This is a genomic window from Oleiphilus sp. HI0125, from assembly GCF_001635355.1.
Window position 1 is genome coordinate 14441 of sequence record NZ_LWGF01001277.1, and the last position, 19088, is coordinate 33528.

The window sequence follows — 19088 nt, forward strand, 5'->3', positions numbered from 1 at the left end:
TTTTTTTAAATGCATAATTTGGATAATAAGGTTACAAACCAAGAAATGCATGTCACTAGCCTTTTAGGTCTATGTCAATAAAAGTTTCAATTAAAGGACATGTACTCAAAGAATTATCGAATCACCATTTCTAATCAGTCTTATAGCGATTGATTCTCCCTTAAAGGCTAGCTTAGGCTAATTAAGATCACACCGAATATACGACGGCAGTTCCTGTACAACTGTAGTTTTGCATATTCGATATTAGTTTTATCAAAAGTGACATTAATTAGCCAGTTTCTCGTACACAGGCATTGGCGCTCGATTCAACACCAACTCTTCTTCTGAACTAATAACGCCACTCTCATCTTCATCAAACTGAAGCGTTAAAGTATCTCCATCAACTTTAGCGAAAATATCCGCAGGATCCGCCACAGAGAAATCGAATAATCCTGTATCAGTATTGTCAAAAGTAATCGAAGTAGTCAAAGCGTCATTTTCAGAATTAATAGAGTAAGTTCCCCATTCCATCCCACTCACTTCATCTGGATTCTCAGGATTATTTGGAGCTTCCTCGTCAACTTCTAGATGCGCATACGTACCGTTATCAAAGAAAACAAAGGAGAGTAATTCATTTTCTGTAGAGGTATTAGTCCATGCACCTAAAATATCACTGTTAGCAGAACGTGTAAGATCAAGCGACTCGTCTTCATCAATAGTGCCATTGTCATTGTCATCGAACTCAAGAGTTAGTACGTCATCGTCAACTTTAGCAAAAATATCCGCAGGATCCGCCACAGAGAAATCAAATAATCCTGTATCAGTATTGTCAAAAATAATACCAAGCTCTAATAAATCTGTCTCATCATCGCGGGAGTAAGTTCCCCATTCCATACCATTAGTTTCACTGGCATCGTCAATATCAACTTCCATATGCACATACGTGCCATCTTGGAAGAAAACAAAAGCAAGCAAGTCATTTTCATCATCGTCGGTTGTCCAAATACCTGCGATACTGCTGCTAGGCGTAAAGGCTTCTCCTTCTTCAATCAGCGTTTCTTCAAGGTGAGAAATCGCCTGATCTTCTGAAATAAGTGCCGTAGTCGTTGATCCAGAATTTGCTACAAGCGTTGTAACAGCAGTGTCATTAGCAAAGTCAGTTATGGATTGAGTAAAATCGACAGCAGTCGCGACATCTGAAGCTTCATCAGCAATTTCAATACCATTATCTGGGTCACCATCGGTATCCAAACTTTGAAGTAGACGAGTAATATTTACCACTGTGTCATCTGAGGTATCCTCCGTTCCTGCGATAGTTAGAGGAGTGACAACGCCTGTTGCTTCAACTGCAGGGAGTTCAAGATCACCAATAAAAAACGTAACCGTTTCACCCGATAAGTAGTTGTACTCACCGTTATCATTCGTCACGCCAGATTGCGTATCCGTGCGGTAACCGATATTCGCAACAGCACTATCTAAGAAAACGCCTGTTGACACTGAACCACCACTGCCGGCGGGAGCGGATGAACTGCCGCCGCCACACGCACTTAAGGTAAGCGCAGATACAATCGCTACACTTAGTCCTAATTTTTTCATTCTATTCTCCTTTAGATACAAACTATACTCTGTATTAAGCGTTCCGCTAAACAAACGCAGACTTTATATTCAATGATACTCACACTTGAAGGAGGTTTTAATTCTGCAGACTTTAAAGAATTGAGTACTTCAGAAACACGCTCAAACCAACAAATGTACCCGTAAATATGTCACGGACACTAAAAGTGTAGCTTAATCATAAAGACATAAAAGGAATAAGAAGTTATTTTTTTATTAAATAAATATTACAACATAAATTGCACTAAAGCTGAGCAAATTTTAGACTTAGATCACCGAAAGGGAGCGTGATTCACCTATTCAACAAAGCATATTTTCCGTTAAAACGAGCGCAGGCTTTTCCTTCGCTATTATTTACAAGCACTTCTAATTCAAAGGCAGCTTTACCTCGCGTCTCAAAGCTATGTTTGAAGTGATCTAAGGATTCCTGATCTGGAGAGAGAACTTCTGCACGAAGCGTTTCACTAAGCGGGCGCAGGTACTCAATTTCAGCCTTCGCGACGACTAATTCACCATCCAGACCTAATTCTTGAGACTTTATTGAGGACATTCCCCATGCTGTAGCAACAGCGATGACATAGATACTTCCACCAAACGCGGTTCCCTTGTCATTGGTATTCGGATCTAGCGGCGCTTCAAAAACAAGTCTATTTCCATCATAAGAATGTACCGAAATCTCTGCAGCACGAGCCAAAGGCACATTAAGCATAAAGAAGTCTTGAAGTGCGCGTGCTGCGATATCGTGTAATGCATTCATTCGGTATAGATCTCAAAAAAGAATAAGCGCGAAAGTATACCGCAAATCAAATATAAACCTAGTTGCATCACCGCATGCATACTAACTCGAATACATTAAGCGGCGATGCAAACCGAACTACTAAAAAGCGACGCAAGAACAATGCAAGAACTACGCAACCTCAACTTTGACATTTTGTGCTTGCGCGCGAAGCTGATGCTCAAGACCTGCTGGCAGATTCAATGCTTTTGAGAGCAGTGATAAATGCCTGTATTCAGACTCGTCATCAAGCTCAATTGCCAAACAAGAAGCAAGATAAATCTCTGCCTTTTGCTCCATTGAATCGAACTGTCCAACTATCTCAACCATGGGTACAGGCTGCAGGAATAGATTCAACAACTCACTCTTCACATTCACACTCAAATCTAACCTGTTAACCGTTTCGGCTATTCTGCGCTGCTCTTCTAAATCAATCTGACCATCAGCGCGTGCCGAAGCAATCATAGCTTTCACTAAACGAAGTTCGAAATCACTATCCTGTTGAGGCTGATTAATATGCGCTACGGCTTCTCGTTCATAACTTGACTGGAAACGAGATGCTTGATGAGAGGGCGCTTCATATTCTGCATCTCGTGCGGGCTGCTTTTCATGAGCTTGACCAGTATGCTGCCAATCTTTGTAGGCTTTATATGCTAAGCCTCCTAATAATGCTGCACCGCCATATTTAGCCGCCTTGCCAGCTATCTTACGCCTTGATTTGCTAGCGACGAGGGTAGCGATCAACCCTCCCGCAACGGCACCACCTGCTCAACCACCCGGAATATTGCTAGTAAAATTTGATAATTTATTTAAAGCTTGTTGATTATTGAGTTGTGACGATTCGTTTGCTTGTCCTGAGCCCGTGAATTATTTGAGTAATTCTGAAAAGTTCATATACGATTCCGCTTTGTCTTCCAATTTTCTGAAAAAAACTGCGGCTTACTTTGTTCTCACAAAGATGCCAACATTGAACAAATCGTATACAGATTCAGACACCGCTAATAGTCGAACTTAACGGACGAAAAACTCGAAATTAACGATGAGGAATGGCCAAAAAAAAGGAGGCACAAAGCCTCCTTTTCAACACTTAAGCTAGACTTACGCGTCAGCTTCGATGTCTTTCATAGTCAATTTAATACGACCACGGTTATCAACATCTAGTACTTTTACTTTAACCATCTGACCTTCAGAAAGTACGTCAGTCACATTCTCAATACGCTCTTCAGAGATTTGAGAGATATGAACCAAGCCGTCTTTACCTGGCAAGATATTAACGAATGCACCGAAGTCTACGATACGCTCAACCTTACCTTCGTAAGTTTGGCCAACTTCTGCTTCTGCAGTAATCGCTACGATCATATTGATTGCTGCTTGCGCTGCTTCGTTGTTTTCAGCGTAAACGCGGATTGAACCGTCGTCTTCGATATCAACAGATGCACCAGTTTGCTCTGTGATTGAACGGATAGTCGCACCACCTTTACCGATTACGTCACGGATCTTGTCTGGGTGAACAGACATGTTGTGCATCGCAGGTGCTTTATCAGAAACAGACTCACGAGGGTTCTCGATGACTTTGTTCATTTCTTCAAGGATGAACAAACGAGCATCTTGAGCTTGTTTAAGCGCAATCGTCATGATCTCTTCGTTGATACCTTCGATCTTGATATCCATTTGAAGCGCTGTGATACCTTCGTCAGTACCCGCTACTTTAAAGTCCATGTCGCCTAGGTGGTCTTCGTCACCAAGGATGTCGGTAAGAACTGCGAAACCGTCGCCTTCTTTTACAAGACCCATTGCAATACCAGCAACTGGTGCTGCAAGTGGAACACCTGCATCCATCAATGCCAAGCTTGAACCACAAACAGAAGCCATAGAACTTGAACCGTTTGATTCAGTGATTTCTGAAACAACACGTACTGCATATGGGAACTCCTCTTCGTTTGGCATAAGCGCTTGAACACCACGCTTAGCAAGACGACCGTGACCAATCTCACGACGACCTGGTGCGCCCATACGACCACACTCACCTACTGAGTAAGGAGGGAAGTTGTAGTGCAACATGAAGTGCTCTTTAGTATCACCTTCAAGTGTGTCAACAATTTGTGCGTCGCGCGTAGTACCAAGCGTAGTCGCAACGATTGCTTGTGTTTCACCACGAGTAAACAATGCAGAACCGTGTGCATTTGGAAGTACGCCAACTTCAACAGAAATTGGACGAACTGTTTCATTGTTACGACCATCGATACGCGGCTCTTTCGCAATGATACGACCACGAACGATTTGCTTCTCTAGCTTGCTGAAGTAAGCCTTAACGTCTTCTTCGCTTGCTGCGCCTTCTTCACCTGTTGCAATCGCTGCAACTGCTTGGTTACGAAGCTCGCCCAATGCGCTGTAACGCGCCATTTTGTCGCTTGTGCTGTATGCAGAAGTAATGCCTTCAGCAAACTGCGTTTTGATCGCGTCTGCTAGTACAGTGTTAACTTCTGGTGCTGACCATTCCCACTGCTCAGTACCAACTTCAGCTGCGAATTCTGATACAGCGTTGATCACTGTTTGCATTTCTTGGTGAGCGAATAGAACCGCACCAAGCATCTCGTCTTCAGTAAGCTCTTTTGCTTCTGACTCAACCATCAATACTGCGTCTTTCGTACCCGCTACAACCATGTCTAGTAAAGAGTCTTTTAGCTCTTCGTTAGTTGGGTTAAGTGAGTAGCCATTTTCATCAGTGAACGCAACACGTGCTGCACCGATAGGACCAGCGAAAGGAACGCCAGAAACAGCAAGCGCTGCAGACGTACCAATCATTGCTGCAATATCAGGGTCTTGCGTTTTGTTCGCAGACATAACCTGACATACAACCTGAACTTCGTTCACGAAACCATTTGGGAAAAGTGGGCGAATTGGACGGTCGATCAAACGCGAAGTTAGTGTTTCTTTCTCGCTTGGACGATTTTCACGCTTGATATAACCACCAGGAATTTTACCAACTGAGTATTGGCGCTCTTGGTAGTGAACTGAAAGCGGGAAGAAATCTTGACCTGGCTTTGCTTCTTTTGAAGCAGTCACTGCTACCAATACAGAAGTATCGTCAACCGTTACCATCACCGCACCTGCGGCTTGACGTGCAATACGACCAGTTTCTAGCGTAACGGTAGAGTTACCGTATTGAAATTGTTTAGTTACCGGATTCACATCGGCTCCTTTACTTTTAAATATAAAAAGAACGCCTCATCGATCACTACAACTAAAGCTTTATGCTCAATACTTTAGAAAAATAACGTAAACGCAAATTTTCTAAAGCACTCAGCTATAAAACTTTACTGCAAACCTATGAAGCTACCCTATTCGTGTTTTGATTTTTAATGCACTGGTGCTCGTTTTAGACACCTACAAAATCACGTACTTACAATAGATCAATCGCATAACAATAGAATTACGATTGTCTTAAAAACGAAAATACCGGAGGGCCCTAAAGCGCTCCGGTACTACAACTAAACTTGGGAGTTGGTTCTTGTAACCATTTACCCTTGTTTGTCTCGCTGCTAATTCGAGATTAGCGACGTAGACCTAGACGACCGATCAAAGAAAGGTAACGATCTGCATCTTTGCCTTTCAAGTAATCAAGAAGCTTACGACGTTGGTTAACCATGCGAATCAAACCACGACGTGAGTGGTGATCTTGCTTGTTACCTTTGAAGTGACCTTGAAGCTTGTTGATGTTATGAGTCAACAATGCAACTTGAACTTCAGGAGAACCAGTGTCGCCTTCAGATTGTTGGTAGTCTTTAAGAATTGCTGCTTTTTCTGCTGCGCTTAATGCCATGATATTTTCCTCAATATGCTTGTTTAAAAACCACTTACCGCGCATACGTACAGTAAGTCGTACATCGTTTTTCCTTTACGACACAGGCGTAAAGTTAATCAGCCGTTTTGCTTGCAGTTCCCACTGATCGCTCTGTTCACTTAGCTCCACTACACCGGCAAATAGCCAGTCGTCACCAAGCTCACAAGTTTTCGCGATATTCGCAATCGGCCCTAGCTGTTCATCAATTGCTTGCTTCGGAATATAGACACGATGCAAACCTGATTTTTCAGCGGGCGGTATTCTAACTGTTTGCCCGTGTAATAGCGACCTTGTTTCGCGATTATTTATGCAAATATACGGTAAATTTGGTAACAAAATGTCGATAGGCTGAATAAATTCGCTCAACGCATCGAAATCACCCTCTAAATCGACCAATGTTTGCAGGCTTACAGTTTGCTCGAGCTCAAAATGACCTGCGATTGAACGGCGCAACATCGACACATGTGCACCACAACCAAGATCTAAACCAATATCTTCCACAAGAGATCGAATATAAGTCCCTTTGGAACACTCGACATACAAAGATAGCGTATCTTCTGTTCTCGCATCTAAACGTAAGTTAGAAACAGTGATAGGCCGAGGTTCTCGCTCTACCGTAACCCCCTCACGCGCCCATTTATAAAGTGGCCTTCCTTGATACTTTAGCGCAGACCACATCGTCGGAACTTGCATTGTGTCGCCTCGAAACTTATCAAGACTTTGCTCTATGTGAGCAATCGAGAAATCTGGAACCTTGCGCGTCTCAACCAACTCACCTTCGCTATCTCCGCTTTCACGAATCTCGCCTAATTGAGCAGTGGTGTAATACGCTTTGCTAGACTCTAGTAGATACTTCGCGAACTTCGTTGCCTCACCAAAACATATTGGCAAAACACCTGTTGCAAGCGGATCAAGCGCACCGGTATGGCCAGCTCTTCGTGCATCAAAAAGCCAACGCACCTTTTGCAGCGCACCATTACTTGTAATATCTAGAGGTTTATCAAGAAGAAGGACGCCATCAAGAAGGCGCCCTTTTTTGCGTCGACCCATCTTTTAGTGTTGCCTAAGAAGGGTCTTGATCAGTTTGTTCGTTCGCCGCGTCATCAGCACCGTCTTTCTTACGCGCTTGCGTAATTAGGGCGTCAAGCTTACGGCCACGCCCAACAGAGCTATCGAAGTGAAAACGCAACTGCGGAATCGTACGCAGCTTTATCATCTTACTTAACTGACTTCTAAAAAAGCCCGACGCAGAATTTAAGACCTTAAGTGTTTGCTTCACTTCGTCTGAATTCGCATCATTCTCTTCAAGGGTCAACAAAGTAACGTAAACGTTGGCGAAACCTAAGTCTCGCGCAACCTCAACGTCATTTATCGTTACCATACCGACACGAGGGTCTTTCATTTCGGTACGAATCAATGTCGCCAAATCCTTTTGAATTTGATCGGCAATTCGATCAGTACGGCTAAACTCTCGTGCCATGTATTACAACTCCTCTAATGACAAAACTTATGACAAAGTACGCGCAATAGAGACCTTATCGAAGACCTCAATCTTGTCGCCCACTTTCACGTCATAGTTCTTAACACCGATACCACATTCAGTACCCGAACGAACTTCGTTTACATCATCTTTAAAGCGACGAAGCGATTCTAGCTCGCCTTCAAAGATAACGATGTCATCACGTAGTACACGAATTTTCTTATTGCGGAAGATTGTTCCTTCAAGAACCATACAACCAGCAACCTGACCGAATTTCGGAGACTTAAAGGTGTCACGCACTTCAGCAATACCAACAATGTCTTCACGGAATTCTGGCGCCAACATACCAGAAAGCGCTTGTTTCACATGATCGATAATCTCGTAAATAACGCTGTAATAACGAAGATCTAAGGATTCTTCTTCGATAATCTTTTTCGCTTGCGCATCAGCACGAACGTTAAAGCCGAAAATAACCGCATTGGTTGCTAGCGCAAGACTTGCATCTGTACCTGTAATACCACCAACACCACTACTCACAATCTTCACCTGAACTTCTTCGTTACCGATTTCATTCAAGGCAGCACTTAATGCTTCTAGAGAACCTCGCACGTCAGTTTTGAGGACGATATTCAGCGTCTTAACTTCGTCTGCGCCCATGTTCGCGAACATGTTCTCAAGCTTCGCTGCTTGCTGACGCTGTAAACGGTCTTTACGCTGCTTCTCAGCACGGAACTCTGCAACTTCACGGGCTTTACGCTCATCAGCAACAACAACGAATTCATCACCAGCATCAGGGGTGCCGTTTAAGCCTAAGATCTCAACCGGAATAGATGGACCAGCTTCGTTTGCTTGCTTACCAGCTTCATCCATCATTGCGCGTACACGACCGTAGTAATTACCTGCAATCACAATATCGCCACGACGCAAAGTACCATTCTGAACCAGTACTGTCGCAACAGCACCACGACCTTTGTCGAGGCTTGATTCAACAACCGTACCTTTCGCAGGCGCTGATGGAACAGCTTTAAGCTCCAACATTTCTGCTTGTAGAAGAACCGCATCAAGCAATGCATCAATACCAGCACCAGTGTGCGCCGATACAGGAATGAACTGCACATCACCACCCCAGTCTTCTGGGATAACATCTTTTGCAGCGAGCTCGTTTTTAACGCGATCTGGATCTGCTTCTTCTTTATCCATTTTGTTGACTGCAACAACAATCGGCACGCCCGCTGAGCGAGCGTGCTGAACCGCTTCTTCAGTTTGAGGCATTACACCATCGTCTGCCGCAACAACAAGAATAACGATATCTGTACTTTGAGCACCGCGAGCGCGCATTGCGGTAAACGCAGCGTGTCCAGGCGTATCAAGGAATGAAATCATGCCGTGACCAGTCTCAACGTGGTATGCACCAATGTGCTGGGTAATACCACCAGACTCGCCTGCAGCAACTTTCGCACGACGAATATAATCAAGTAATGAGGTTTTACCGTGGTCAACGTGGCCCATTACACTAACAACTGGTGCACGAGGCATTTCTTCGCCATCGTAACTAATGCTATCTAATACATCAGTTTCGACTGCATCTTCAGAGAACAACTTAACCTTGTGGCCCATTTCCTCAACAACCAAGGTTGCTGTTTCTTGGTCAATTGACTGGTTTTGCGTTGCCATCACACCAAGGCCCATTAGAGTCTTGATGACTTGAACTGCTTTGACTGACATTTTGTCAGCAAGCTCACTCACAACGATATTTTCACCAACTGACACTTCTTTTACGACAGGTGCACTTGGTTGTTGGAAGCCGTGAGATTTCTTTTTCTTTTTCGCTTTAAGTTTGCGAGGTTGAATCTCTTCTTCCAAAGCATCTTCAGACAATATTTCGCGAGATGCATTTACTGCGTGAATATCGACCTCTTCTTCACGCTGACGCGGTGCACGATGTCCAGCAGATTTGTTGTGCTTCTTAGGCTTATCATCATCAGAACCGCCTGCCGAATCATGCCCTTTCTTCTTAGGAGCACGTTTCTTGGACTTGTCGTCAGAATCACCTTTAGGAGCAGGAGCTGGCTTAGCAGAAGCTTTCGCAGACGCCTTTTCTGCTTCAGCTTTCGCAGCCACTTCATCAGCCGCTTTTTTCGCTTCGGCTTCAGCCGCAGCTTTTTCTTCTTCAACCTTTTGCGCTTCTACAGCTGCTTTGCGCGCAGCATCTTCAGCTTCTTGCTTGGCACGTAATGCGTCTTGCTCTTCTTTTTGCTTCTCAAGCTCAACATTTACATCTGGGCGCTTCACATAAGTGCGCTTTTTACGCACTTCAACATTAACTGTTTTCGTTTTACCCTGCCCACCAGACATCTTTAATGTGGTTTGCGTTTTACGCTTAAGAGTGATTCGCTTCGGTTCTGATTCGTCATCACCGTGACTCTTCTTAAGATGTGAAAGTAGCTGCTTCTTCTCATCTGCTGAAACGACACCACCTGCATCACGCGCATCGAGCCCTGCGTCAACAATTTGTTGCAAAAGACGATCGATCGGCGCACCGATGTCTTCCGCTAACTGTTTAACTGTTACTTCTGACATTACAATAATTCTCCCGACTCGCTGTCTATTAGTCTTGGTTCTCTTCGAACCATGGCGCACGAGCGGTCATAATCAATTCACCAGCGCGCTCTTCAGTCATATCTTCAATTTCCATCAATTCATCGACGGATTGCTCAGCAAGGTCTTCCATGGTGATCACTCCACGGCTCGCTAAGGTCAATGCAAGGTGCTTATCCATACCTTCCATCGTTAACAAATCTTCTGCAGGCTCGCTACCTTCCAGCTTCTCTTCCGTTGCTAGAGCCTTGTTAAGCAATGCATCTTTTGCACGACGACGAAGCTCTTCAACAATGTCTTCGTCAAATGCTTCGATAGACAGCATCTCTTCTAAAGGAACATATGCGACTTCTTCCAAAGTCGTAAAGCCTTCACTTACAAGCTCAGACGCAAGATCTTCATCAACGTCTAGGGCCTCGATGAATAAATCGACGTACTTGCCGACTTCTTCTTCTTGCTGCTTGCCCGCTTCTTCTTCAGTCATCACATTCAGCTCCCAACCAGTAAGTTGAGACGCTAAACGGACGTTTTGGCCTGCACGACCAATCGCCATCGCTAAGTTATCTTCTGCAACAGCAACATCCATCGAATGCGTGTCTTCATCGACAACAATAGAAGCGACTTCAGCTGGAGCCATTGCATTCACGACTAACTGCGCCGGGTTATCGTCCCAAAGCACAATATCAATACGCTCATTACCTAGCTCACCCGATACAGCTTGTACACGCGCTCCGCGCATACCTACACAAGCACCAACTGGGTCGATACGCTTGTCATTTGTTTTAACTGCAATCTTTGCGCGAGAACCTGGGTCGCGCGCCGCACCACGAATTTCAATCACTTCTTCTGAGATTTCTGGCACTTCAATACGGAATAGCTCGATCAGCATTTCTGGAGCTGAACGACTTAAAATCAATTGCGGTCCACGTAGATCTTGACGAATTTCTAGAAGCAAAGAACGAACACGATCCCCCATGCGGAATACTTCACGACCCACTAGATTTTCACGTGGAAGTAAGGCTTCAGCATTATTTCCGAGATCAACGATCACGTTATCACGCGTTACTTTCTTAACAGTACCTGAAACCAATTCTCCAACACGGTCACGATAGCCATCGACGATTTTTTCGCGTTCAGCTTCACGTACTTTTTGAACAATAATTTGCTTAGCAGCTTGTGCACCGATACGACCAAAAGCAATCGACTCAACCTGCTCTGTGTGAATATCACCTGGTTGAAGCGCTGTATCAATTTCTTCCGCTTCTTCCATAGTCAACTCAGTACCTAAAGCAGGCACTGCATCGTTACTCACAACTAACCAGCGACGAAAAGTATCGTATTCACCCGTCTTGCGATCGATATTCACTAAAATATCGGCTTCTTCCTCGTCTTCATAACGCTTTTTAGTTGCTGTCGCCAATGCCAACTCAATAGCTTCGAAAATGACTTCTTTGTCAACGCCCTTTTCGTTTGAGACCGCCTCAACAACCAGCAGAATTTCTTTGTTCATCGCGTCGTTTGCTCCAATAATCCTAATCAATCAAATTGCGGTACGATGTTCGCTTTCTCAATGCCTTCAACTGGGAACAAGTATTCTTCTTGATCCACCTGAATCACCACATCATTCCCTTCAACGCCTTTAATCAAGCCGTTGAACTTTCGTCGACCTTCAAATGGCATTCTTAACTTCAATGCAACTTGATGGCCTTTAAACCTTTCATAATGCGCAAGTTCATATAATGCGCGATCCATTCCCGGAGAAGACACCTCAAGGGTGTAATCACCTGCAATAGGGTCTTCAACGTCAAGCACGGCACTCAATTGGCGACTTACTTTTTCGCAATCCCCTAGCTCAATACCGCTCTCACGTTCTTTACCATCTTCGCCCACTTCCGAGCTATCTGGCGTTTCAAGACTTTCTATATAAATTCGCAACATTGAGTGCTTACCTTGAGACAAGAAATCAATGCCCCAACACTCATAACCTAGCCCTTCTACGACCGGCTTAATAATGTCATTTAGTAGCTGTTTTTTAGCTGCCACTACGCCTCCAACGGGTTCGTTTTCATTGTTGCAGAAACAAAAAATGGGCATAAAGCCCATCAGTACAAAAAAGCCCCTAACAATGAGGGGCTCTTTACAAAACTGCTGTAAGGAGAGCCTCAACTGGCGTATAGCCCGAACTCAGAAATTCTGAGCCGCTCCAAATACTGGCGGCATTATAGGCAGCTATACAGCAAGGGTCAACATAAAACAAAAAGCCCGCACTCGTACAAGTGCGGGCTTTTTTATTATTGGTGCCGATGGACGGATTTGAACCGTCACGAGCATAGCTCACCACCCCCTCAAGATGGCGTGTCTACCAATTCCACCACATCGGCATACTCAATTGATTAACTCAATTAAGTGAAAACTTATTGGCTACTCCAATTCAGGAGCGGCATTGTCTTCGTTTTGCGCTTCCAACTCAAGGCTTTCTTCAGAATTTTCTTGAGTTTCTAGCGTAGAAAGCGTCGTCGCTTCTTGAACACTCAATGCAGCTTGCTCTTTAGCAATATAAGCAAGACTAATACTGGTCGCGAAAAATACAACAGCCAACCATTTTGTAGACTTTGTCAGGAAGTTACCGCTACCTTGGCTACCGAATACTGTTTGAGAAGCACCGCCACCAAAAGAGGCTCCCGCTTCTGCGCCTTTTCCTTGCTGCAATAGCACAAGAACAACAAGCGCCAACGACACCAAGATGTGAACTACGATTACCGTTGTTTCTAAAAATTCCATATTACTCGCAACCTACTACAAACTCGATTCGTCAGGCCGACTGACAAATCTCAAAAAACTCATCAACTTTAAGTGACGCTCCACCTACTAGACCGCCATCGATATCCGGTTGAGCAAACAACTCTTTCGCTGTTTTGCTGTTTACACTTCCACCGTAAAGGATAGTAAGCGAATCCGCCCACTGCTCATCTAGTTCTCGCGCCACACTACGCAAATGAGCGTGCATTTCTTGTGCTTGATCAGGCGTGGCAGTCAACCCCGTACCTATCGCCCAAACAGGCTCATAGGCAACTACTAAGTTTCTCAACTGATCTACCGAAAACCTCTCTAGCACTGCCTTGAGCTGATTTTCAACAATCTGCTCCGCATTACCCGCCTCTCTTTCTTCAAGCGTTTCACCAACACATAGCACCGGCGTAATACCTTGCTCAACAAGTTGCGATACTTGCGCGGCGACAACTTCATCTGTCTCGCCAAATAAAGTACGCCTCTCCGAATGCCCGATCAATGAAGCCTGACAAGACAAATCACTTAACATGGAAGCAGAAACTTCACCGGTATAAGCGCCTTTATCAAACTGCGCAACATTTTGCGCGGCTACCTGAATATTCGATTCGCTAAACGCATTTGCTAGCAATGCGAGGTAAGGTGCAGAGGGAGCAATCATGACATCGCACGTCACTTCCGCAGCATCAAGCTTAGCTTTTAAGTCTTGAGCAAACTCCGCAGCAAACTCGGTGTTACCGTTCATTTTCCAATTACCAGCAACTAGTTTACGACGCATAGCATTACCTCAAGTCAAGCGGGCGCAAATACTAACCGAGTTGCTCCGTAACTACAAGCCGATTAAAACCCATACTTTTACTTAAGCGAGATTTTCAGTGACGACTGAAACAAGCTGATCCACCACATCATTAACTAACGCCGAATCTTCGCCTTCAGCCATCACACGAATCAGGGGTTCAGTACCCGAAGCTCGGAGCAATACACGTCCTCTTCCCTCAAATCGCGCCTCTTGCTGAGTAACCGCAGTGGCTACAATTTCGTTATCTAAAGGGTTACAGCGCTCAGCGACTTTTACATTCTTGAGCACCTGAGGAAGCTTTGTCATCTCTCCAGCTAAATCTGACAAACTCATCTTCCTGCGCCACATGGCGTGAAGTACTTGCAGAGCTGAGACAATACCATCGCCAGTAGTCGACTTATCGAAACAAATTAAATGCCCGGACCCTTCACCACCCAGAAGCCAACCTTTCTCTTTAAGCTGCTCCATGACATATCGATCACCCACTTTTGCACGAGTGAAAGGTATACCTGCCTCGTTAAATGCGACTTCGACACCAAAGTTCGTCATTTGAGTACCGACAACACCACCATCCATCGCGCCTTGATCAATACGATCTTTTGATATGATAAAAATGAGCTCGTCGCCATCAACAATCTGACCTTCGCCAGTCACCATCACAACACGATCGCCATCGCCATCAAAAGCAATACCTAAATCTGCGTTCAGCTCTTTTACTTTTGCCACCAACGCTTCTGGGCTAGTAGAGCCAAATCCACGATTTATATTTAATCCGTCCGGTTCAACACCAATAGCGGTCACATTCGCGCCTAGCTCTCTGAACACATAGGGAGCCACTTGATAAGTTGAGCCGTGCGCACAATCTAAGACGATATCCATACCTTCAAGGTCCATCTTGTTCGGTATTGTGCTTTTGCAATATTCAACATAACGACCAACAGCATCATCAATCCGTTTTGCTTTCCCCAACTCCGCTGGCGGAACAACTTCTAGGTCTTTGTCGAGCCATGATTCAATCTCCAGCTCTATATCATCATCAAGCTTCATGCCCTCAGAAGAGAAAAACTTAATGCCATTGTCTTGATATGGATTGTGCGACGCACTGATAACAATTCCGGCATTCGCGCGATATGTGCGCGTCAAATAAGCAACTGCTGGAGTAGGCATTGGACCAATCAAACGCACACCCACACCGGCCGCGGACAAGCCAGCCTCTAGCGCCGCTTCAAATAAATAACCTGAAATGCGCGTATCTTTTCCAATAATGACCTTATTCTTGGTACCTTGTTTTTTAAACACCTGACCACAAGCCCAGCCAAGCTTGAGCATAAACTCGGGTGTAATTGCTCCCTCACCTAATCGACCACGAATTCCATCCGTCCCAAAATACTTCCTGTCTGCCATTATTCTCTCTCTTAATTCTTGTAGGTATTACTTAGCTAACTTCATTGCCTGCCATATTTTAAGCGCATCTGCCGTTTCAGCAACATCGTGAACCCGCAAAATCGAAGCGCCACGTTCTAATGATAGCAAGGCTGCTGCAACACTACCGATTAAACGCTGATCCACATCCTTATCGAGCACTGTACCAATCATACTTTTGCGCGAGATCCCTACCAACAATGGCGAGCCCAAATGCTGCAATTGGTCTAAATGTTTTAACAAACTCAAGTTATGCGCGAGCGTTTTACCGAAGCCAAAACCGGGATCTAGAACAATTTTCTCTTTTTGTACTCCTGACCCAATCAATGCTTCCACACGGCCTTGCAGAAACTGCGACACATCATCCACAACACTCCCGTACTCAGGTGAATCTTGCATAGATATGGGCTTGCCCTGCATATGCATTGCGCAAACACATACATCTGATTCACCAACAACCTCAAGCGCCCCCTCTCTCTGAAATGCGCGCACATCATTGATCATCCAAACACCTAAAGCCGCACCCTCCCTCATCAGCTCAGGCGAACTGGTATCTAAGGAGATCGCGACATCCGTTTCTGCTCGAAGCTTTTCAACAACCGGCAAGACACGATCCATTTCCTCTTGCAGCGACACTTCAACCGCACCAGGGCGTGTTGACTCACCACCGATATCTATAATCGAGGCACCTTGCTCAACCATACGAAGAGCTTGCGAAATCGCGAGATCGAGGTTAGAAAACTTTCCACCATCAGAGAAAGAGTCCGGAGTCACATTGAGTATCCCCATAATTTTGGGGGTAGAAAAATCCATAACGCACCCATAAAAAAAGCGCGGACCAAGCCGCGCCTTATTATTACAATTTTAACTTAGTGACCTTCTGCAGGTCCACCAACGCTATCAGACGGCGCATCACGCTCCTGCGTTACGTCTTCCGCTTCAGAAGCTGCACTACCACCGGCATCATTAGAACCATTATCACCCCAACCTTTCGGCGGACGAGGTGTTTTGTCATTCATAATGTCATCGATTTGAGGAGTATCGATCGTCTCATACTTCATCAAAGCATCAGCCATTGCATCTAGCTTGGAGCGATTTTCTTCTAAGACTCGCTGCGCCGTCGAATAACACTGGTCAACGATTGAACGGACTTCCTCATCGATACTGGCCTGCGTCGAACCTGAAACATGAGAAGTAGACCCGCCTGCAGATTTGCCGAGGAACACCTCTTCTTGCGCTTCGTCGTACTTCAAGGGACCAAGCTTCGCTGACAAGCCCCACTTCGTTACCATGTTACGCGCAATATCTGTTGCACGCTCAATATCGTTTGACGCACCTGTCGTAACACCTTCTGGACCAAGCGTCATTTCCTCAGCAATACGACCGCCGTACAAAGAGCAAATGTTGCTGATCAAGTGCTGACGACTCATGCTATAACGGTCTTCTTCTGGCAAGAACATCGTCACACCAAGCGCTCGCCCGCGAGGAATAATACTCACCTTGTAGACTGGATCATGCTCCGGCATGAGGCGACCTACAATCGCGTGTCCCGCTTCATGATAAGCAGTATTTAGCTTTTCTTTGTCAGACATAACCATCGATTTACGCTCAGCGCCCATCATGATTTTGTCTTTAGCCAACTCAAACTCAACCATACCAACAGTACGCTTGTTCGCACGCGCCGCAAACAGAGAAGCTTCATTTACAAGGTTGGCCAAATCTGCACCAGAGAAGCCCGGAGTACCACGCGCCATAACTGCTGCATCCACGTCGTCACCTAGAGGGACTTTCTTCATGTGCACTTTAAGTATTTGTTCACGACCAAGAATGTCAGGCAAGCCAACTACAACCTGTCGGTCGAAACGACCTGGGCGTAACAGCGCTGGATCGAGAACGTCAGGACGGTTCGTCGCAGCGATAACAATGACACCTTCACTACCTTCGAAGCCATCCATTTCAACGAGCAGCTGGTTTAATGTTTGCTCACGCTCGTCGTGTCCACCGCCAAGGCCAGCGCCACGATGACGACCCACAGCATCGATCTCATCGATAAATATAATACAGGGGCTTTGCTTTTTAGCTTGCTCGAACATGTCTCGCACGCGGGATGCACCCACCCCCACAAACATTTCGACAAAGTCTGAACCTGAGATAGAGAAGAACGGAACCTTTGCTTCACCAGCGATCGCTTTCGCCAATAACGTTTTACCCGTACCAGGCTGACCGACCATCAAGACACCGCGCGGAATTTTACCACCTAAGCGCTGGAATTTGCTTGGGTCACGCAAAAATTCCACAAGTTCTTTCACGTCTTCTTTGGCTTCATCAACACCCGCCACATCAGCAAATGTCGTTTTAATTTGATCTTCACTCATCAGTCGCGCTTTGCTCTTACCAAACGACATCGGCCCTTTGCCACCGCCGCCACCTTGCACCTGGCGCATGAAAAACATGAAGACGAGAATAATCACGAGAATTGGAAATGAGGCGACTAACAGCTGCGACCAGATACTTTGCTTCTCTGGTTCCTTACCGATCACCGTAACGTTATTGTTAATCAACTCATCCATTAGCTTTGGATCTTCGACCATTGGTCGAACGGTTGAATAACGACGGTTGTCTGAAGTTTCGACTTCAAAACGCAATCCATCAATTTCAACTTGGCGGACCTGCCCACTCTGAACAAGCTCAATAAACTGTGAATAGTTCATTGCTTGCGTTTTTTGCTGTGCACTGAAGTTGTTAAACACCGTCAGCAACACAGCTGCGATCACCAACCAAAGTACCAGATTCTTGACCATATCGTTCAAGAGAAACCCCTCTCAATTACAAAGTGATGTGTGTATTACGACTTAAAATATACAAGTAGATTCTTAAATTAGCTATTTAACGATCTTATATAATTTTTAAGCTTTCCAAGCTCTAGCCCTTAAAACCAATACCTATTTGGTACACCTCACGCGAACGTGCACGCGAAGCATCAGGCTTACGGGAATAGACCTTAGTAAACATTGTGCGCATTTGCTTAAGAAGTTCATCAAAACCTTCTCCTTGAAAAACCTTCGCGACAAAATTACCGCCCGGTTTCAAGGTGTGGTTAGCCATATCCAAAGCAAGCTCCACTAAATACATTGCGGATGGAATATCCACCGCTGCGTTACCACTCATATTGGGGGCCATATCTGAAATTACAAGATCTACCTTTCCATCAATTTCTGCCAATATATTTTCAAAGACCTGATCATCGGTGAAATCACCTTGAATGAAGCTCACATCAGGCAATGGGTCCATAGCCAAAATATCGCTAGCAACGACTTTACCAGAGTCTCCAATATACTCCGCGGCTACTTGAGTCCAACCACCGGGCGCTGCGCCAAGATCAATCACCGTCATACCTTTGCGAAATAATTTGTCTTTTTCATGCAATTCGATCAGTTTGTAGCTTGCACGAGATCTATATCCATCTTCTTGAGATCGTTTCACATACTGATCATCAAAATGCTCTTTTAGCCAACGACCGCTAGACTTAGAACGTGCCATAGTAATGCTCTTCTATAATGGTGATAGTTTTAAAATATTGACTTTGGTTTCTTTCGGCCAGACTGTAAACTTGCGCCGAAATATTTACAGGATTCAAACATGACAACACTTAGCGCCGCCGAGAAAAAACAACTTCGCGCCATTGCCCACAACCTAAACCCGATCATTATAGTGGGTGATAAAGGAGTCAGCGAGGGTTTACTTGAAGAGTTAGATCGCGCATTAGAACAACACGAATTGATCAAAGTAA

16 protein-coding genes, 1 tRNA gene and 1 pseudogene are annotated in these 19088 nt (G+C 45.0%); 1 reads left to right on the top strand and 17 read right to left on the bottom strand.

Annotated elements, in window-relative coordinates; genetic code table 11:
* Positions 1–264 precede the first annotated feature (264 nt).
* The 17 genes and pseudogenes from A3762_RS22160 to rlmE form a co-directional block, all read right to left on the bottom strand.
* Positions 265–1575, bottom strand: coding sequence for a hypothetical protein (locus tag A3762_RS22160; RefSeq protein ID WP_068757664.1), 1311 nt, complete (start codon positions 1573–1575; stop codon positions 265–267).
* Between the two features lie 310 nt (positions 1576–1885).
* Positions 1886–2350, bottom strand: a complete 465-nt coding sequence (locus A3762_RS22165) for a YiiD C-terminal domain-containing protein (RefSeq protein ID WP_068473334.1) — start codon at positions 2348–2350, stop codon at positions 1886–1888.
* Positions 2351–2500: 150 nt separating this feature from the next.
* A pseudogene (locus tag A3762_RS22170) lies at positions 2501–3121 on the bottom strand (tellurite resistance TerB family protein); the annotation flags it as partial.
* A 345-nt stretch (positions 3122–3466) separates the two neighbouring features.
* Positions 3467–5560 (bottom strand): polyribonucleotide nucleotidyltransferase, encoded by a 2094-nt coding sequence (pnp, locus tag A3762_RS22175; RefSeq protein WP_068757667.1) that lies wholly within the window; start codon positions 5558–5560, stop codon positions 3467–3469.
* Positions 5561–5921: 361 nt separating this feature from the next.
* Positions 5922–6191 carry a 30S ribosomal protein S15 gene (rpsO, locus tag A3762_RS22180; RefSeq protein ID WP_068478048.1) on the bottom strand — a complete coding sequence of 90 codons (270 nt, stop codon included), beginning with the start codon at positions 6189–6191 and terminating at the stop codon, positions 5922–5924.
* A gap of 75 nt (positions 6192–6266) precedes the next feature.
* The gene (gene truB / locus A3762_RS22185) at positions 6267–7262 is read right to left on the bottom strand and encodes a tRNA pseudouridine(55) synthase TruB (RefSeq protein WP_068757668.1); all 996 of its coding nucleotides are present in this window, start codon (positions 7260–7262) and stop codon (positions 6267–6269) included.
* A gap of 13 nt (positions 7263–7275) precedes the next feature.
* Complete coding sequence (gene rbfA, locus A3762_RS22190) at positions 7276–7692, bottom strand: 30S ribosome-binding factor RbfA (RefSeq protein WP_068753781.1); 417 nt, start codon at positions 7690–7692, stop codon at positions 7276–7278.
* A gap of 27 nt (positions 7693–7719) precedes the next feature.
* Positions 7720–10272: a translation initiation factor IF-2 gene (gene infB, locus A3762_RS22195; protein ID WP_068757670.1), complete on the bottom strand. Its 2553-nt coding sequence runs from the start codon at positions 10270–10272 to the stop codon at positions 7720–7722.
* A 28-nt stretch (positions 10273–10300) separates the two neighbouring features.
* Entirely contained in the window at positions 10301–11800 is a 1500-nt protein-coding gene (gene nusA, locus A3762_RS22200; RefSeq protein ID WP_068478016.1) for a transcription termination factor NusA, read from the bottom strand.
* Between the two features lie 26 nt (positions 11801–11826).
* The gene (gene rimP, locus A3762_RS22205; RefSeq protein WP_068757680.1) at positions 11827–12333 is read right to left on the bottom strand and encodes a ribosome maturation factor RimP; all 507 of its coding nucleotides are present in this window, start codon (positions 12331–12333) and stop codon (positions 11827–11829) included.
* Between the two features lie 252 nt (positions 12334–12585).
* Positions 12586–12671: transfer RNA gene (locus A3762_RS22210), tRNA-Leu, on the bottom strand.
* A gap of 40 nt (positions 12672–12711) precedes the next feature.
* A complete protein-coding gene (secG, locus tag A3762_RS22215) occupies positions 12712–13071 on the bottom strand; it encodes a preprotein translocase subunit SecG (protein WP_068476836.1) in 360 nt (119 codons plus the stop codon).
* A gap of 31 nt (positions 13072–13102) precedes the next feature.
* Positions 13103–13855: a triose-phosphate isomerase gene (gene tpiA / locus A3762_RS22220; protein WP_068757671.1), complete on the bottom strand. Its 753-nt coding sequence runs from the start codon at positions 13853–13855 to the stop codon at positions 13103–13105.
* Positions 13856–13936: 81 nt separating this feature from the next.
* On the bottom strand, positions 13937–15280 hold the full coding sequence (gene glmM, locus A3762_RS22225) for a phosphoglucosamine mutase (protein WP_068478013.1): 1344 nt from the start codon (positions 15278–15280) through the stop codon (positions 13937–13939).
* A 27-nt stretch (positions 15281–15307) separates the two neighbouring features.
* Entirely contained in the window at positions 15308–16111 is an 804-nt protein-coding gene (gene folP, locus A3762_RS22230; protein ID WP_068757673.1) for a dihydropteroate synthase, read from the bottom strand.
* Between the two features lie 56 nt (positions 16112–16167).
* On the bottom strand, positions 16168–18099 hold the full coding sequence (gene ftsH / locus A3762_RS22235) for an ATP-dependent zinc metalloprotease FtsH (RefSeq protein ID WP_068757675.1): 1932 nt from the start codon (positions 18097–18099) through the stop codon (positions 16168–16170).
* A gap of 121 nt (positions 18100–18220) precedes the next feature.
* Entirely contained in the window at positions 18221–18838 is a 618-nt protein-coding gene (gene rlmE / locus A3762_RS22240; protein WP_068478005.1) for a 23S rRNA (uridine(2552)-2'-O)-methyltransferase RlmE, read from the bottom strand.
* 99 nt (positions 18839–18937) lie between these two features.
* Here rlmE and A3762_RS22245 point away from each other — a divergent pair.
* Positions 18938–19088, top strand: a 151-nt coding sequence (locus A3762_RS22245; RefSeq protein ID WP_197469492.1) for a YhbY family RNA-binding protein, incomplete at its 3' end; no start/stop codon positions are given.

Bases quoted from the DNA above. Each gene is read 5' to 3' on its own strand.
- A3762_RS22160 (WP_068757664.1), bottom strand. From the start codon at position 1,575: ATGAAAAAATTAGGACTAAGTGTAGCGATTGTATCTGCGCTTACCTTA.
- A3762_RS22165 (WP_068473334.1), bottom strand. From the start codon at position 2,350: ATGAATGCATTACACGATATCGCAGCACGCGCACTTCAAGACTTCTTT.
- rpsO (WP_068478048.1), bottom strand. From the start codon at position 6,191: ATGGCATTAAGCGCAGCAGAAAAAGCAGCAATTCTTAAAGACTACCAA.
- truB (WP_068757668.1), bottom strand. From the start codon at position 7,262: ATGGGTCGACGCAAAAAAGGGCGCCTTCTTGATGGCGTCCTTCTTCTT.
- rbfA (WP_068753781.1), bottom strand. From the start codon at position 7,692: ATGGCACGAGAGTTTAGCCGTACTGATCGAATTGCCGATCAAATTCAA.
- infB (WP_068757670.1), bottom strand. From the start codon at position 10,272: ATGTCAGAAGTAACAGTTAAACAGTTAGCGGAAGACATCGGTGCGCCG.
- nusA (WP_068478016.1), bottom strand. From the start codon at position 11,800: ATGAACAAAGAAATTCTGCTGGTTGTTGAGGCGGTCTCAAACGAAAAG.
- secG (WP_068476836.1), bottom strand. From the start codon at position 13,071: ATGGAATTTTTAGAAACAACGGTAATCGTAGTTCACATCTTGGTGTCG.
- tpiA (WP_068757671.1), bottom strand. From the start codon at position 13,855: ATGCGTCGTAAACTAGTTGCTGGTAATTGGAAAATGAACGGTAACACC.
- glmM (WP_068478013.1), bottom strand. From the start codon at position 15,280: ATGGCAGACAGGAAGTATTTTGGGACGGATGGAATTCGTGGTCGATTA.
- folP (WP_068757673.1), bottom strand. From the start codon at position 16,111: ATGGATTTTTCTACCCCCAAAATTATGGGGATACTCAATGTGACTCCG.
- ftsH (WP_068757675.1), bottom strand. From the start codon at position 18,099: ATGGTCAAGAATCTGGTACTTTGGTTGGTGATCGCAGCTGTGTTGCTG.
- rlmE (WP_068478005.1), bottom strand. From the start codon at position 18,838: ATGGCACGTTCTAAGTCTAGCGGTCGTTGGCTAAAAGAGCATTTTGAT.